This is a genomic window from Sutcliffiella horikoshii, assembly GCF_019931755.1.
Taxonomy (GTDB): Bacteria; Bacillota; Bacilli; order Bacillales; family Bacillaceae_I; genus Sutcliffiella_A; species Sutcliffiella_A horikoshii_E.
On the sequence record NZ_CP082918.1, the window covers coordinates 2701166 to 2716288 of the forward strand.

20 protein-coding genes and 1 other annotated feature are annotated in these 15123 nt (G+C 37.4%); of the genes, 4 read left to right on the forward strand and 16 right to left on the reverse strand.

From position 1 onward, the window contains the following. Positions 1–22 precede the first annotated feature (22 nt). Positions 23–196 carry a hypothetical protein gene (locus K7887_RS13910; protein ID WP_223489968.1) on the forward strand — a complete coding sequence of 58 codons (174 nt, stop codon included), beginning with the start codon at positions 23–25 and terminating at the stop codon, positions 194–196. A 50-nt stretch (positions 197–246) separates the two neighbouring features. On the opposite strand, the gene K7887_RS13915 is transcribed toward K7887_RS13910, so the two are convergent. The 3 genes from K7887_RS13915 to K7887_RS13925 all read right to left on the reverse strand — a co-directional run bounded on the left by K7887_RS13915 (position 247) and on the right by K7887_RS13925 (position 2333). Then, positions 247–954 carry a nitroreductase family protein gene (locus K7887_RS13915; RefSeq protein WP_223489969.1) on the reverse strand — a complete coding sequence of 236 codons (708 nt, stop codon included), beginning with the start codon at positions 952–954 and terminating at the stop codon, positions 247–249. A gap of 110 nt (positions 955–1064) precedes the next feature. Continuing rightward, the gene (locus tag K7887_RS13920; protein WP_223489970.1) at positions 1065–1478 is read right to left on the reverse strand and encodes an RrF2 family transcriptional regulator; all 414 of its coding nucleotides are present in this window, start codon (positions 1476–1478) and stop codon (positions 1065–1067) included. A 426-nt stretch (positions 1479–1904) separates the two neighbouring features. Next, on the reverse strand, positions 1905–2333 hold the full coding sequence (locus K7887_RS13925) for a hypothetical protein (protein ID WP_223489971.1): 429 nt from the start codon (positions 2331–2333) through the stop codon (positions 1905–1907). A 74-nt stretch (positions 2334–2407) separates the two neighbouring features. Between K7887_RS13925 and K7887_RS13930 the strand changes: the two genes are divergently transcribed. After that, positions 2408–2731, forward strand: a complete 324-nt coding sequence (locus tag K7887_RS13930; protein ID WP_223489972.1) for a hypothetical protein — start codon at positions 2408–2410, stop codon at positions 2729–2731. 61 nt (positions 2732–2792) lie between these two features. Here K7887_RS13930 and K7887_RS13935 read toward each other — a convergent pair whose 3' ends face one another. Next, complete coding sequence (locus tag K7887_RS13935; protein WP_223493658.1) at positions 2793–3377, reverse strand: NAD(P)H-dependent oxidoreductase; 585 nt, start codon at positions 3375–3377, stop codon at positions 2793–2795. Between the two features lie 82 nt (positions 3378–3459). On the opposite strand from K7887_RS13935, the gene K7887_RS13940 reads away from it, so the two are divergent. Continuing rightward, entirely contained in the window at positions 3460–4530 is a 1071-nt protein-coding gene (locus K7887_RS13940; protein ID WP_223489973.1) for an AraC family transcriptional regulator, read from the forward strand. Between the two features lie 449 nt (positions 4531–4979). On the opposite strand, the gene K7887_RS13945 is transcribed toward K7887_RS13940, so the two are convergent. The 8 genes from K7887_RS13945 to lysS all read right to left on the reverse strand — a co-directional run bounded on the left by K7887_RS13945 (position 4980) and on the right by lysS (position 10792). Beyond that, positions 4980–5216 (reverse strand): hypothetical protein, encoded by a 237-nt coding sequence (locus K7887_RS13945; protein WP_223489974.1) that lies wholly within the window; start codon positions 5214–5216, stop codon positions 4980–4982. Positions 5217–5502: 286 nt separating this feature from the next. Further along, the gene (locus K7887_RS13950; RefSeq protein WP_223489976.1) at positions 5503–5964 is read right to left on the reverse strand and encodes a DUF4871 domain-containing protein; all 462 of its coding nucleotides are present in this window, start codon (positions 5962–5964) and stop codon (positions 5503–5505) included. Positions 5965–6092: 128 nt separating this feature from the next. Next, positions 6093–6491, reverse strand: coding sequence for a hypothetical protein (locus K7887_RS13955; RefSeq protein WP_223489978.1), 399 nt, complete (start codon positions 6489–6491; stop codon positions 6093–6095). A gap of 176 nt (positions 6492–6667) precedes the next feature. Next, the gene (locus K7887_RS13960; RefSeq protein ID WP_223489980.1) at positions 6668–7399 is read right to left on the reverse strand and encodes a class I SAM-dependent methyltransferase; all 732 of its coding nucleotides are present in this window, start codon (positions 7397–7399) and stop codon (positions 6668–6670) included. Between the two features lie 14 nt (positions 7400–7413). Next, positions 7414–8121 (reverse strand): DUF2711 family protein, encoded by a 708-nt coding sequence (locus K7887_RS13965; RefSeq protein WP_223489982.1) that lies wholly within the window; start codon positions 8119–8121, stop codon positions 7414–7416. A 27-nt stretch (positions 8122–8148) separates the two neighbouring features. Next, positions 8149–8604 (reverse strand): GNAT family N-acetyltransferase, encoded by a 456-nt coding sequence (locus K7887_RS13970; protein ID WP_223489984.1) that lies wholly within the window; start codon positions 8602–8604, stop codon positions 8149–8151. Between the two features lie 24 nt (positions 8605–8628). Beyond that, positions 8629–8841 carry a hypothetical protein gene (locus K7887_RS13975; RefSeq protein ID WP_223489985.1) on the reverse strand — a complete coding sequence of 71 codons (213 nt, stop codon included), beginning with the start codon at positions 8839–8841 and terminating at the stop codon, positions 8629–8631. Between the two features lie 493 nt (positions 8842–9334). Beyond that, complete coding sequence (gene lysS, locus K7887_RS13980) at positions 9335–10792, reverse strand: lysine--tRNA ligase (RefSeq protein WP_223489987.1); 1458 nt, start codon at positions 10790–10792, stop codon at positions 9335–9337. Between the two features lie 90 nt (positions 10793–10882). After that, positions 10883–11148, reverse strand: a binding site (T-box leader). Positions 11149–11298: 150 nt separating this feature from the next. On the opposite strand from lysS, the gene mraY reads away from it, so the two are divergent. Further along, positions 11299–12255 (forward strand): phospho-N-acetylmuramoyl-pentapeptide-transferase, encoded by a 957-nt coding sequence (mraY, locus tag K7887_RS13985; protein ID WP_223489989.1) that lies wholly within the window; start codon positions 11299–11301, stop codon positions 12253–12255. Positions 12256–12766: 511 nt separating this feature from the next. On the opposite strand, the gene K7887_RS13990 is transcribed toward mraY, so the two are convergent. The 4 genes from K7887_RS13990 to K7887_RS14005 all read right to left on the reverse strand — a co-directional run bounded on the left by K7887_RS13990 (position 12767) and on the right by K7887_RS14005 (position 15103). Beyond that, positions 12767–13228, reverse strand: coding sequence for a DIP1984 family protein (locus K7887_RS13990; RefSeq protein ID WP_223489991.1), 462 nt, complete (start codon positions 13226–13228; stop codon positions 12767–12769). Between the two features lie 32 nt (positions 13229–13260). Next, positions 13261–13626: a hypothetical protein gene (locus K7887_RS13995; protein ID WP_223489992.1), complete on the reverse strand. Its 366-nt coding sequence runs from the start codon at positions 13624–13626 to the stop codon at positions 13261–13263. Positions 13627–13753: 127 nt separating this feature from the next. Next, complete coding sequence (locus tag K7887_RS14000; protein ID WP_223489994.1) at positions 13754–14101, reverse strand: hypothetical protein; 348 nt, start codon at positions 14099–14101, stop codon at positions 13754–13756. Positions 14102–14137: 36 nt separating this feature from the next. After that, positions 14138–15103: a quinone oxidoreductase family protein gene (locus K7887_RS14005; RefSeq protein ID WP_223489995.1), complete on the reverse strand. Its 966-nt coding sequence runs from the start codon at positions 15101–15103 to the stop codon at positions 14138–14140. Positions 15104–15123: the final 20 nt, after the last annotated feature.

Here is a 15123-nt window from a genome sequence, read left to right on the forward strand (position 1 = left end):
CGGATAGAAGGGACGATAAGTTATGAACTTTAAAAGTGAATTACAAGAAGCTCAAGATATCATTCATAAAGCACACCATCATTTAAAACAAGTTAGTTCCAACACTCCAGAATCAGAAGCTTGTTATTTTGCAATAGGAGAACTTGAGAAGGCTCAACAGAAGATTCAACAGGTTCAACAACAAATCAACGAATAGTAAATAAAAAAGAGTACGCACCCTCCAATGAGAATGCGTACTTCTTTTTATTAGTATCTATTCCAATTTACAACCTCATCAAGTGGAAGGCGTGTCTTTTCAAATCCTGCTTTAGAACCTTTACCTAGAGAAATCAACATAATAGCCTCATAGTTTTCTGGAACATTGAATGCTTGTAAGAATTGGGCTTCATCGTAACCGCCCATTGGAACGGTATCATAGCCTTTTGCCTTTGCTGTCAGCATTAATTGCATAGCAACAAGTCCACCATCAATGTGAGCAATTTTCGCTAAGCGTTCTTTAGAAAAGTTCCCGTAACCATCAAGAATGCTGTTAACATACATGTTTTTAACGTCTTCTGGCATTCTTCCCTTTTCAGCGATTGCACTATAGATTCGGTCAGCATTTTTGTATGCTTCTCTATCTCCAAGTATAGCGATGACAACGGAAGCATCGACGATTTGTTGCTGATTATTGGCGATTGGCAACAAACGCTCTTTTTCTTTTAGATCCTCAATAACTAGAAATCTCCATGGTTGAAGGTTGCTAGATGATGGTGCTAACGTAGCTGTTTCTAGAATCTCCAGAATTTCACTTTTTTCCATTTTGAATTCAGGATCATATTGTCTTACTGAACGGCGTTCTTTTGCGACTGTCAGAAAATCTGTGTCCTCTAATTGTTTTGGAGCTTCTTTTGTTGTATCTATTTCTTTTACTTTATTTAAATACTCTTCTTTACTCATTGTTTTTTCAGACATATTCATTCCCCTTTAACTGTATTTTCTACAAGAACAGTATATGTCGTTAACTGTTCCTTTGTCAACTACAGTTAACCGAAACAAAATAAAAAAAGCGAAACATCTAAGTTTCACTTTTTCATTAAATCAGCTATGGTCTTTTGTTCCAAGCCAGCTACGACCCAACCTTCCATTTCATCACGCAAGGTACAAAGGGATTCTCGCGTAGTGGGAGCAAAGCAACCTTTACTTTCTACATTAAAGAACCCTTTTGGAAATGTTTCTGCTTTCATTGCATCATACACTTCGGACAATTTGATTTCGCTCGGGTCTTTTACAAGAAAATAGCCACCGTCCCGGCCTTCTTTCGCCTGGATTAATTCCGTTTTAACTAGATGCCTTAATATTTTTCTTAAAAAGACAGATTTAGAATTAAGTTTCTCTGCTAATTCTCCGCTCGGACATCGGCCTTCATTATTAGCAAGCACCACGAGTGCCTGAATGGCCACACTGAACCACTTTGTACTCGTTACCTTTTCAGTCATTGTTTCACCTCTTCATCTACACTTTATTCTGAAACATCTCCCATAAAAAGTCAAAGTGTTTAGGAAGGTTGGAAGGTGACGGAGGACACGAAATCAAAGGAGCTGCCTTTACGACAGCTCCCACTCTTTCGTTCTAGCGCCCTTTTCTGGAATAACTCTATTGTCAATCAACAGTTACTTTAGATAACTATATCTAAAGGGGTAAAACGGTGTAACTTTTTTATAAACGGTTCTTCTTTTTTCAAAACGATGTAACTTTTTTCAGAGCCACATTTGGTGCTCATACAACTAACTTGATCCATTTTGCTGTTCTTAGTCCATTATATAGGTCTCTTCGACAAAAAACTTATAGGTATCAAAGTATCAGATTCTATCTGAAATTTTAAAACTTTCAGCGAAGTGGATTCCAATTCAAAACGAAATAGGCTAAACCCACCCCGGCCTCCTCTTTTTTGCATCCTTGTAAACAAGTGCCGAAGCCGCTGCAACAACTACCGTAAAAACAATGTAATCAAACGCTTCCTTAAAACCGATCGAGAAAGTCATGCTCAATAGGAATACCAAAAGCTGGGCAAGACTAGCTAAAGCCGCCTCTTTTAAGCGAATACCACTCACCAATAAAACACCAAGCACAACTTCTAAGAAGGTTACAAAATAACCTAGGATATCAGACACTATTCTTGGGAACCAAGGGTTCAAAGTAGCTGTATACTCCAAAAAGTGATCAAAGTTTCCCCAGACCACACCTAGATTTCCAACTGGACCCAAGATACCTAAACGGTCAGCAACTACCCATAAATACATCAACCCCAAAAAAATTCTTATAAAGGTAAAGCTTCCTGTTTTCAGAGTCATAAAGCCCTCCGTCCAATTAATTATTCTTTACTTTTATTGAACCTCTCATGACTAAAAGTCACGAGATTCCTGTGTTGAACGCTCCAACGAGCGAAGATAAGCAGGCTATCCCCGCAGCTTGGGTTCGTTTTTTTACAGGTCTCGAAGGATTTCACGTTCCCATGCCTGTTCAGCATACAGCTTTTTCAATTTCTCATGTTCCTTTTCAAGCGCTGCATAATCAGACGCTGAAGGAACAAAGGCCGCTTGCTTATAGCGTCTTCCATCTAACTGATCGAGATTTACACGCGCTAATTCTCTGGCCCATCAAAGCTCCATCTTGGGATCCAGTTCATATTCCCGTGCTGGAGCGGTCATATTGCTTTCTTGTCATGGCGTTCTCCTCCGTCTTGGTTTAATTGTATCGGAATAAGGGGGGTGTATTGTCCAAGTTCGGGGGCTAAATAGCATACATGAAAATCAGGAGAGTTTGGCACCAAGCTCTCGAACGTGAGCAATCCATTTATCCCGCTGGCCAGATGTAGATGGTCTGATAGGACCAATCTCGGTTATGCGTACTGGTTTGATACCGCAGAAATGAAGTACGTTTCGCTTCATGACATTCAGCCCGGCCCGATGGTACACGAGTCGATTGTACCAGGCAGGGGTGTCGGACGTAACGATCAGGTGCGCAGATTTACCCAATAGAAGCTTATCCCATAAAGGTGATTGCTGCCTGTATTTGAATGCGAAGCCGGGCAAGAATACCCGATCGATAAAGCCCTTCAGAACAGCCGGCGTGCTCCCCCACCATATCGGATAAACAAATATCAGGTGATCTGCCCATCGAATCATCTCCTGTGCTTCAAGAAGTTCCTTTTCCAGTTCTGTCCGCTTACTGTATCCATGTTGCAGATTCAAGTCAAAGGAGATTGAGCTTAAGTCGATATTTCGGACTTGGGCTTTGCTGTTCTCTTGAACTCCTTCCGTATATGCTTTGGCCAAGGTTGCACAATAGCTCTGTGCATCCGGATGGCCGTTAATGACAAGCATTTTCGATTTCATTGCTTTTACCTCCCCGGTAATTTCATTGTGATATAATAGTAAAAAAGCAACCTTAGTATATACCGGCAACTGGCGGAATGAAATGATCAACAACGTACTTTTACTTGATAAATCACGCAAAGGGGCGAATTCGGTGATCGATTCGGGTGTTTCTGTTACCATGCTGTATCCAATCATGAAGTCGCTTGTCCATAAGGGCGTGGACACAGATTCGTTTTTCCGGTATGTATCGTTTGACAGCACAGTTTTGAAGCAACAAGATGCTCGTATCCCAACAATGGAGTTAGAGAGAATGACAAACGCGGCGGCGGTCTATACACAGGATGATTATTTCGGATTGCAGATGGGGGCGTTTACGGAATTTGCCGATTTGGGCGTGCTCGGATACGTCATGATGCATTGTAATAACATAGAAGCTGCACTTAAGTCGTTTCAGACTTACAATGAAGTGTTATGCAGCGGATTCAATCTGGATTGGGAGATCGTAGATGAAGATGTGAGAATACGCATGTTTACCCAATCTAACTGGAATTTTCCCCGCCATTGTGCAGAGGGTATGGCCTCTTCGCTCTACCGTCTGATCGGAATTCTGTGTAATCGAACGGTTCCGTTGCATGAAGTCAGGTTTATGCATGAGTCATTGGGAGGAATACATCCATATGAAACAGTGTTCGGAGTGATTCCCACATTTGGAGACAATTCCACAATGCTGTGTATGAGTAAGTACTTGTTGGAGAATCCGGTTCTGTATTCCGATACAAGATTGTTATTCGTATTCGAAACGATTGCCAAAGAAGCCATTGAGAAGTTACAAGTGACAGGATCGTTCTCGGATGAAGTATTGCAATGGTTGGAACACTGTCTTCCGACCCATTATCCGACCGTACGGCAAACTGCGGAACACTTTCAAATGAGTGTGCGAACGTTACAACTTCGTTTGAAAGAGGAGAACACTTCTTATAACGAATTGTCTATTTGTGTGCGAAAGCAATTGTCCATCGGTTATTTGGAACAATTGCATATATCTATAGGTGAAATTGCATATGCTCTCCATTTCTCGGAACCGAGCGCATTCAGTAACGCCTTCAAGAAATGGACGGGGGTAACCCCGTTACAATATAGGGATAACCTGAAATGCAAAACTGTAGATTAAGGGTCATTTCGGAGTCCTATCAACAAAACGCGGAAAACATACGCTAAGAGAATAACATCAGAAAAAAAATTGGTTTACAACGGTAAGGAAATCCAAATAAAAAAAGCCTATTTTCTATCTTTGTTTACTTGATATATAGTTCATAATTATTGTTTCCAACGTAAACAACGAAAGGAATTTACTTGGAGGCGTGGGTATGGATAGGCTAGCTTGCCTGCTGAAAAACCTGCTTCAGTCTTTCAGAACCAATAATACCCACAGAGGCTCCAAGTCAAGTCCTAAACCTCTTATCTATGATTAAATATAAAAAAAGGGTAAAGGTGCACCATATCAATATTTGATTGGATACTATATATTAGCCCCCTTGGAGTAACTGAATAAATTCAATTAGCTATATAGTGAACTTAATTACAAATTACTTTGTGTATATTTTTTATACAGTCACGACCCTAAGGCCAATCCTTTTCAATACCGTCTTCAAATACACTTAAAAAATAGTTCAAGGCGATTTCATCACTTGAAACAATGTTTTTAAATTCTTCTGAATGAGTTGTTCTGTAGTCATATGGATTAGAACTTGCTTTTTTGACGAGTTTTGAGCTGAGGATTATATTTAAGTCTTTTTCAATTTGTTGAATTACTTCTTTATCTTCACTAAAAGAACTACAACCCACAGTTAATAACATTAAAATACTAGTAAGAATAATTTTTTTATCTCTATCCCCCCAATGTCACTTAATAGTTCTATTATATTGCTGCCTAACCCCTTGCTACTATCCTGCCCTACTGCTTAATAACAACTATTTCAAATGTTGACTATTTACTCAATATATATCACATACAAAAGAAGCTTACCTTGTAACAGATAAGCGCCCGGTCGGTGATAGAAAGGATGGCTGCACTTTTACTCTTGAAAAGCCCTAGATAGTGGAATAAGCAAATAGATTCACAAATTACTACTACCAGTCTTCACTAATTTACATCAACTATAAAATCTCCTATATGGTTGCCATCGGTATAAACGGAAACTTCCCAGAATCCTGGTTTGTCGAATCCAATATAGGATGGCATCGTCTTCGTTGCTCCTAGGTTTGGTTGAGTAAATCCGTGGTCAAACTCCCAGGTTGCATAATCGAAACTATGCCCATCTAATAATAATGGGGTTTTTTCTCCTGTTTCTAAATGAGTCCCTTCAACCCTCACAGCCCCATTTATATCTTCAGATGGTCCCCAAAAATGCCATAAAGTCTTTCGGGGTTCATTTGCAATATAAACACCATCTAAAAAACCTACTTTACCCTCTACTCCAACAAATTCCTCCGTTTCAGAAACAAAAGTTGGAGTGGCTTCGTAAACAATTGTTTCTTTCTCACATCCTAAAACAAACAATGCCAAACCTAATCCAATGAAGACTAAACGAAAAGTACCTAGCAAAGTAATCATCACCTCAACTAAAATTTTGTTCTGAATTCTTATTCAATTATCCTGCCCGTTAATGGAACAAGAAAACATCTTAAGTATCAGAACAGTTGTACAACTATTGCAACCGTTAGTGAAAAAAATTATTGTGATAATTCAAGAAAGTAATCCCTTATTTCTGTTGGTAACTCTTCAACTGCAAGTACTTTTAACTTTCGGATACCTTGTGTACCTGGTGAAGTCATAATCAGATAAGATTTTTCATCATATTCAAACAAGGTAAATTGACTTATTCTGTTTGCTCGTGTATCCGTTCCATTGATAAATTCAAAATCTTCTTCCTTAAAATTAGCCTCGTATCCTTCCAACACTAAACTTTGTGCCTCTTCAAAATCATCTGCAAAAGACATTGATTGATATAGGTCTACTGAATTTTTAGGTTTGAAAAGATGTATATAATAACTAACCGAAATTAAGACAACAAAAATCATTATGCCCGTTATTAACCTACTTTTTAACGACATTTTCTTCAACCGCCCCATTGGTCGACCTCACTTTTTACCTGATTTACTCATAAAAAATATGAACTCTACTTTCACTAAACTGCCCTATTCCTTAAATGTTTACATCAACTTTATCCATTATAGCTATACCTAATGCAGAAAGAGTAAACTGTAACGATATTGTGTTCCACCAATCTATTTGCTATTCCAGAGGTTCACTTCCCGCAAGCAAACGCCAAAACCACCGGTATTCGCTGCCTCCTAACAAATTCTTCTTCACTACTAAAATGTTCGCGTTTTGGTGTACCTTCGCGTAAATCTTGTATGGTAAATCCAGCTTGTCTGAGTGCTGTGAAATATTGTTCGATCGTACGATGATACTTAACCACTACTTGATTAATCCAAGGCTCTTTCCTTTCACCATCACGGAAGTAATCATCTACAATCCAACTCCCACGTTTATCTCCAGCTTCCTTACTGGCAAAAGATGAAGTTGTAAGTGGATGTTGAATGCTAAATACAAATCTGCCGTCCTCTTTTAGGGTTTGATAAACATTTTGAAACAGGCGGTTAATGTCTGATACATAATGAATGGCGAAACGAGAGGTTACGAGATCATAAGACTCACTAGGATAATCATACGATTCCATCGTTTCATTGAATATAGTGGCGTCTAATTCAAGTAAGTTAGAGCGAGCTGCTTCTATCATTTGTTCAGAACCTTCGACTCCTGTGTAATGCCTTGCCCCTAATTGCATTAGTTCTTTACCAAACGAGGCATCTCCACACCCTAAATCTAAGATGGTCTTATTTTGAATGTTCCCTACTAGTTCGGACATAATTGGACCTTCAATTGCATTGTTGGGACTGTCTTGTCTATTTCTTCTTTTCATATAATTTGCATAAAAATCCGATTGATCGTAAACACTAGATCCTCTGAATTCCATTGAAAAACATCTCCCTACCCTTTGTACGTATTACGAACACTCCAATATATTTCGGTATCATCATCACAATAAAAGCCTTCAAGATTACACCGCTCAATTATTCTATCTATCTTCTTTTTGTCATCTGAACAAATCATAGAAAAATGGCTATCCCAATGAGTGGTAATAAGGATGGAGTTATCATGAGTAAAAAGGTTATGTCTTGCTAAAGTATCTTGATTGATTAAGTCATCTATGTACTCTAACTTTCTTTCTGCACCAAATTCATCTCCTACCCAAATCCAATCATACTTCTCCTGTTTTATTGCACCTAACAGTTTATTTATCAAAAGAGCCGGCAGCATTCCCTCTGTTGGTGGCACAAGATTGTCTTTCTCACTGACAGTGTTGATTTTCTCTTTAAATTCCTTATTCTCAAACTCCTTATTTAAACCAAGTATTCGTGTGCGAAGTCCAATATCTAACTCTTCATAACTTTTCAATCCACTAAGAGCTATGAATTCTTTCCACGTTACAATTTCACAATGATTTATAATTTGAAATTTGTCTGGGTTTGTTTCTGAATTAAACAGTTCTGTATCTATGTTGACTGGTTTAATAAAGGGATGGAAGAAGATATAAACATCATTAAAAACCCCTTTATAAAATGCCTTGATTGATACGTCCTCATAGGCACAAACTGCAAATCTATGAGGTTCTGGAAGGACTCTATCTGCTTTCAAATGTAACACTCCTTATTCTAAATCACTCTACCTATGCCCATCTCTCCTAGCTTGAATATATCCATAATACGCACAAGTCCCATTTTGGGTTAAGTCTTTTACCTCAAAACCGCACTTCTCATAGAAACTGAAATTATTAGCGGAGGTGTGTGCAAACCAATCACCGTGAGGCAGTTTTTGAACACAAAGTTCTACAATTTTCTTCCCGATACCTTTCCCACGATATTCCGATAAAACAACTAAATCTACTATGTTAGCAACCATTATTTGGTCTGAGATAACCCTAACCATCCCAATCATCTTGTTTTGGTCCCACACCGTAAATGCCCACGTAGAGTTTTTAAAGATAAGCGAGAACTTCTCTTTTTGCCAAGCCGGGGTATTCCTTGCCCATCCCGCATCCTCAAAAAGAGCTTCTACATATTCAGAAGGAACCCCTTCTGTTCCTTCCCTTATTACTAAACCGTTGTAATATTGGTACATATTTAACACCCCCTTATAATTAAATCATTTTCCTTCCCTTACAACTTTAAAAGACAAACTCGACAGAACAAAAGCCAATATTATTAGCAAAGGCGCCACCACAAATAATCCTATTAAATCCGTTGTAAGATTCCAAGGTACGAAAGCATTCCAGAATATCCCCATAACCTTCCATAATAGAACAAATATAATCACAGTAAATACAAGATATAATATTTTTTCTAATCCTTTTTTCAATATATACAATCCCTTCCCCTCTTATTGGCGGCTATTATCAGCGTATTTAAGGCCCATAAACAATCATAAAGACTATTAGACACAGGTTAAATAAAATCAATATCTTTCCAAAGATATTCCTGAAGGCTAGAACAGAAAAAAACATAGAAACTACAAATGATGGAATCGCTACTTTTGAGGGGAAATAGGTGAAATCTAAAATTCCTACCATGGGAAATAGTAAGATAAGGATGCATACGCCTGTAAATATGCACGAGAAAAGACATGCAAGACTGAGGTAACTAAATGTAGCCATACTTCTTATGTGTTGTTTTTCAGAAATATTATTAGACATCTTTATCTCCTTTTTATATAAATTTTTATTAAACGTTGCTTGGTGGGCAACTTCCATAATGTATAATACCAATTATTTCAAATTTTTAATATTTACACAATATGAATTTCATAAAAAATGAAGCTTACCTTTTTTCAGATAAGCTTCCACAGGTATAATTTATTTTCTAGTTAACGGAAACAATACGCAGTCTTTAATCGTTTCACAATCCGTAAGTACCATTAGTAATCGTTCAATCCCAAATCCCCACCCCGAAATTGGTGGCATTCCATACTCCATAGCCAATAAGTAATCTTCATCCATTTCCATGGCTTCTGTATCACCGCCATTTTTCAAGATGGCTTGGGCCTCTAATCGTTTTCTCTGTTCAACAGGGTCTACTAATTCTGAATAGGCATTGATGATTTCAGAACCATTTACTACTAATTGAAAACGGTCTGTAATTGCTGGATTGTCATCTTTTGCTCTGGCTAAAGGTGATAAATCAATTGGATGGTTAATTAAAAAGGTTGGTTCTATTAAATATGGGCGACACACTTTTTTGTATAGAAGGTCAATGAAATTCCCTCTTCCCAATGTCTCGATATCCTCGGCTTCTAAATAAATATTTCTTCGTTTTGTTTCCTCATGTAATCTTTTCACATCTGGATACAAATCAATATCTATGCCTGTATCTTTTAAAATTAATTCTCTAAACGACACTACATTCCACTCTAATGAAAAATCAATCGATTGTCCTTTTATCCTAATAACTGTTGAGTCAAATGTTTGTTTTAGGACATATACAATCATTTCACGCATGAGCTTCATCGTATCTTCATAATTCCAATAAGCTGCATAGCCTTCCACCATGGTGAATTCTTGAAGATGTTGAGGGCTAATCCCTTCATTTCTAAAGCATTTTGCAAATTCGAATACTTTTGTAAAGCCTCCTACAATAAGCCTTTTCAAATAAGTCTCTGGAGCAATTCGTAAATTTAGTTCCGTATCTAGCGAGTTATGATACGTTTTAAACGGGCGTGCTAACGCACCTGAGGAAGTATGTTGCAATACAGGGGTTTCCACCTCCAAGAAGTCTTTTTCCTCTAAAAATCTACGAACAGCACGCACTAATTTTGTTCGCATTAACATACGATTTTTTGTTTCTTTTGTCATCATCAAATCTATATATCGTTGTCTATACCGTGTGTCTATGTTGCTTAATCCATGCCATTTATCCGGTAGTGTGTGTAACGCTTTCCCAAGCAGTTCATATTTTTCAATACGCAGCGTTTTTTCATTTGTTTTCGTAGAATACATCTTCCCTTCTACACCGATAAAATCGCCTATATCCAAATAATCGAGGAAATCATTCAAAGCCTGCTCCCCAACCTCTTCTTTTTTTAGAAGAAGTTGCAACTTACCTTGTATGTCTGAAATAGTGATAAAACTGAATTTACTAAACTGACGAATCCCCATGATTCTTCCTGCAACTCGAACACCTGCTGTTCCATCCTCAAGTGTAGAGGATTCGTAAAGTTCGTAATTTGTCTGGAACCTTTCAGGATATACTGGAATCCCCTTTGATCTTAAAGCCAATAATTTCTCTATTCTGAGGGCTGTTTGTTCTTGACTCATTTTTATCAACTCCAATTTTTCATTTATCTAATTTCCAGCTGCCATACTATTTTAAAAAACAAAAAAACTCCCACCCCCAAGATTATTCATCTTGAGGACGAGAGTTGTTAACTTCGTGGTACCACCCCAGTTTGTTGACATGTTACCATATCAACCTCTTTAGGTACTTCTGTTTTTAACAAACAAGTATACCCTATCTCTATAACGGGAGATCCCGTCGCAGTATCACTAAGAAATCTTAGATCCGTGCAAAGGCTCCGAGGCTTTTTTCATTAAAATCATTATTGCTTCTTCTCACCTACCGAAGCTCTCTGGAAACAATGAATCTTAATTACTCTTCTCTTCACAGCCGTACATTCCGTATGTTTTTTAGAATATTAGCACAAATAAATACTTTAGGCAATCTCCTACCCCAATTTATTTCACTATTTGGGTTGAAATAGAGGAAATGATTAAATTGTTTAGAATTTATTATAGATGACAAAGAATAAAGGAGTAATGGAAGAGTGATTGATCAAATAATTCCAGCGCTAATTGCTTTTATTATTGTTGCAATTTTATCTCCGCTATTTATTGACGCCTTGAGGAAGCTTAAATTGATACAACCAATAAGAAAAGAACTTCCTTCCGATCATCAATTAAAGAAAGGCACTCCGTTAATGTTCGGTATTATTCTGTTTGTAGGAATTATACTATCGATTCTTTTTTCACCTACTCCCTTGATGTACTTTTTGTGTATTACGTACATTCTATTTAGTTTTATTGGGTTTTTGGACGATTTTTGGAAGGCTTCGCGTCAAGATCCAGGGGGAGTATCAGGCAAGACTAAACTTATTCTTCAATTTACTTTCACAGGTACTTTGCTTTATTACGTAATTGTCGAACTAGGCATAGGCACCCAGATTAATATTTTTAAAGACATTACTTTAGATTTACCGATGGTGTTATATGTCATTGTCATTACCTTATTTGTTGTGGGATCTGCAAACGCCATCAATTTCACTGATGGATTAGACGGTCTTTTAGGAGTAGTAGCAATCCCTACATACTTTTTCTTTTTTGTGGTTTCAGACAGACCAGAGGTTCAACTTTTTAGTTTAATTATGATTGGATGTTTACTGGGCTTTCTCATCTATAATATATACCCTGCAAAAGCTTTTATGGGTGATACAGGATCATTAGCTATAGGTGGTTCCTTATCCTTTCTTGCCGTTCTCGAAAAGGTTGAAATTCTAATTCCCATTTTGTTTTTCATATATTTTGCTGAGCAACTGTCGGTTATTTTACAGGTTTCCTCGTTTAAACTTACGCATAAACGCATCTTCAGAATGACACCGATTCACTATCACTTTGGCTTAAAATATGGTTGGTCCGAAACGACTATTGTCACAGTGTTTGGATTAATATCTTGGATTTGCGTTTTTATTTGTTTAGCTTATTGGAGATTTCTTCTATATCCATAATTGAACTTAAAGCTATTCCAATGATTATTAGAGGTAACCAGGCAACGCAAAATGCAACGCAGAAATACCAAGGGCAAAAATCTCCCACAAGATAAATGGAAGTACTAATCAATACCCCGATGATCACATAAATGGTGATAATCTCCATTTTGCCATCGAACTCCTTTTTACTAGTATAAAAAGGTGTACTTGCAAGGGTTCTTCAATTAGGCGAAACAACTTGGAAATTCACAAAAAAATAAATCCAGCCCCTTTTTTAGTGGCTGGATTCTTTACTATTACTCTTACATTAGTTCATAAGAAACTCCCCTACTCCACCCTCACGAATATGAAAATCAATACCAGGTTGTAAGTTGTTTATGTAAATTGTTCTGGTGTAACATTAATGGGTATAAATTTTGACGGAGGACTCGAACCTCTTGGGGTCACCCCGAAACCCGTACCATTAATGACAACTTTGACCTGTTGCAAGGTTCGGTATTCGCCTTTTCATTTTCGCTACCAGCTTATCTTATGAAGAAAGTAAATCGGTTTTCCAATTAAGCTCCTGGATCTTCACATCATATAATCGATATTTCTGTGACAGTTCATCCACATGCTTTTGCATTTCTTTTACACTGATAGTTGTGATGTATTTGATTTCTGCCCGTGAATAACGCTCAAGTTTCATGGATGCTTGGTCAAGAAGTTCGCTATGAATCTTCCGTTCCTGGCCAATCAAATCACGAGATGCCAATGCATCTGCAAGTGACTCCATTTTATCAAATTTCGTTTTTAAATTGGTCTTGTTTATTTGCTGGATCAGAAGTCTTAACTTCTCTAATAGCTCCGTTAATTCCTTTAACAATATCTTTGGATCTTCGTTTGGTTCGTCCCCTTCCTGCACCCTCACATTCTGCAGCAACCTATTCTTCAATTGCTCCACACGCTTTTGATAATCTGCCCGTAGTATTAATGCCTCAGCTAATTTCATTAAGATCTCCTCCTAGTCTACAAAAATAGTGATTAATGCCAATAAGGTTGTTTCATCTCAATTACTTCACCAGTGCGAGGATTTACTAAAAAGAACCTATCGTCTGCCTCATAATGATAATCCCGATTATTAATGAAAAAGCGTATTTTTTCCGTATATATTGGCACCGTATTTCGATAGCTCTTTTCTTTGTATTCCACAATAGTAGATACATTATGGCTTTCATAAACCAATTGTTTCGCTTGATCGTAAGTATAGGTTGGCTTCCCTATCAAAAACAAAAGTATTGGTACGATAAAAAACAATCCTATAGCCTTCTTCTCCCACTGTTTCTTTAACTTTCCCTTCGTGTAGGTATAGACAACTACCATTCGAACGGTCATTACAGGGATTATCATACCTAAATTAAATACTCCCTTATAAAAGTGTGAGTTAAGCCAAATTATAATACCAAATTCTAAGAGGGTTGCACCTAGGGTGAAGAGGAAAAACTTATTCGACTTGGTCATTTATTTTCTCCTAAAATCAATCTTCCTTGTTTAAAAGTATCTCTGCATGGGATTTAATCATCGCTATGTAGTGCCCTTTATCAAAGGGTTTTGTTATATGAGATATACCTCTCAGACTGCCTTTTACAATTGTCTTATTCAACCCAACATCAACAGTCACTGTGAGATAAACCCTGTCATTATATTTAACAACACCAGTAACTTGTTTATTCTCTAAATCTATATTTGTATACTCCGGTGCAATTCTCAAAGGGGCAAAGTTAGTATACCCTTTACTTGGCTTGTTACCTAAACGGAATATTATATGTCTAACAAACTCTTTTGTTTTGGTAAACACACTACTTCTCCCTTCATCCTTTTTCAAAGCCCCTTACTACTTGAAGGAATTCTTCATCCAAAATCATACCTTAATCAAAATCTTCCCTTCATAGTTACGACTCTCGATTAGTTTGTGCGCCTGTGCTGCTTCCTCTAAATCAAACACCCGGGCAATAGGAAGCGTGATTTTTTCTGAAGCAAAAAGTTCTAAGACTTTCTCTGCTACACCAGCTAATCTTGCCGGATCATGTTTTCTTGTAGTGCCTAAGCTAAATCCTTTAATATTTCTACAACTGCTATGAACATCACTTGTTTTAAAGTTTCCTGGTTTGCCGCTGCTATTCCCAAATTGAACAAGAGTGCCATAGAGGGCTAAACACTCTAAGCTTTTACTTGTAACCTCACCAGCAACAGAATCAAAAATCACATTAGCTCCTAAATTACCGGTTAACTTTAAAATTTCCTCTACAAACGTTTCATAGGTACACACAACGTCTGCACCTAGATTTTTCACGTAATCTTCTTTATTAAGATTTCCAACTGTTCCGATAATTTTCTTCACACCAGCTAGCTTGGCTAATTGTACTAACATGGAACCTACTCCACCTGCTGCACTATGTATCACAATGGTATCCGTTTTTTTCACTTGGCCAATTTCATGGATTAGTATATAAGCTAAAATAGATACGGTGGGTGCTGTTGCAACTTGCTTAAAAGAAAGACTATCTGGAATTTTAAAAACTAATTGTTCATTTGCTACTACATACTCCGCATAGGAACCCGCTTTCGGAAAAGCTATAACCCGATCACCCTTTGAGAATGGTGAATCACCGGAAACTTCTTCAATTGTCCCAGCAACATCCAATCCAAGTGTTAATGGAAAATCACCTGCCCCTTTATTCCCCATGCGTTGTTTAATATCTGCATAATTTACACTCGTATATTCTGTTTTAATTAAAACTTCTTTTTCGTGAATCTTTGGTAATTCGACTTCCGTATATAAAAGTACATCTGAATTACCGAATTCATTTTGAATGACTGCTTTCATTTTACTCCCCCTTTCAAATT

Coding starts and splice junctions, on each gene's coding strand:
- K7887_RS13910 (WP_223489968.1), top strand. CDS start 23: ATGAACTTTAAAAGTGAATTACAAGAAGCTCAAGATATCATTCATAAA.
- K7887_RS13915 (WP_223489969.1), bottom strand. CDS start 954: ATGTCTGAAAAAACAATGAGTAAAGAAGAGTATTTAAATAAAGTAAAA.
- K7887_RS13920 (WP_223489970.1), bottom strand. CDS start 1,478: ATGACTGAAAAGGTAACGAGTACAAAGTGGTTCAGTGTGGCCATTCAG.
- K7887_RS13925 (WP_223489971.1), bottom strand. CDS start 2,333: ATGACTCTGAAAACAGGAAGCTTTACCTTTATAAGAATTTTTTTGGGG.
- K7887_RS13935 (WP_223493658.1), bottom strand. CDS start 3,377: ATGAAATCGAAAATGCTTGTCATTAACGGCCATCCGGATGCACAGAGC.
- K7887_RS13940 (WP_223489973.1), top strand. CDS start 3,460: ATGATCAACAACGTACTTTTACTTGATAAATCACGCAAAGGGGCGAAT.
- K7887_RS13945 (WP_223489974.1), bottom strand. CDS start 5,216: ATGTTATTAACTGTGGGTTGTAGTTCTTTTAGTGAAGATAAAGAAGTA.
- K7887_RS13955 (WP_223489978.1), bottom strand. CDS start 6,491: ATGGGGCGGTTGAAGAAAATGTCGTTAAAAAGTAGGTTAATAACGGGC.
- K7887_RS13960 (WP_223489980.1), bottom strand. CDS start 7,399: ATGGAATTCAGAGGATCTAGTGTTTACGATCAATCGGATTTTTATGCA.
- K7887_RS13970 (WP_223489984.1), bottom strand. CDS start 8,604: ATGTACCAATATTACAACGGTTTAGTAATAAGGGAAGGAACAGAAGGG.
- lysS (WP_223489987.1), bottom strand. CDS start 10,792: ATGAGTCAAGAACAAACAGCCCTCAGAATAGAGAAATTATTGGCTTTA.
- K7887_RS13990 (WP_223489991.1), bottom strand. CDS start 13,228: ATGAAATTAGCTGAGGCATTAATACTACGGGCAGATTATCAAAAGCGT.
- K7887_RS13995 (WP_223489992.1), bottom strand. CDS start 13,626: ATGATAATCCCTGTAATGACCGTTCGAATGGTAGTTGTCTATACCTAC.
- K7887_RS14005 (WP_223489995.1), bottom strand. CDS start 15,103: ATGAAAGCAGTCATTCAAAATGAATTCGGTAATTCAGATGTACTTTTA.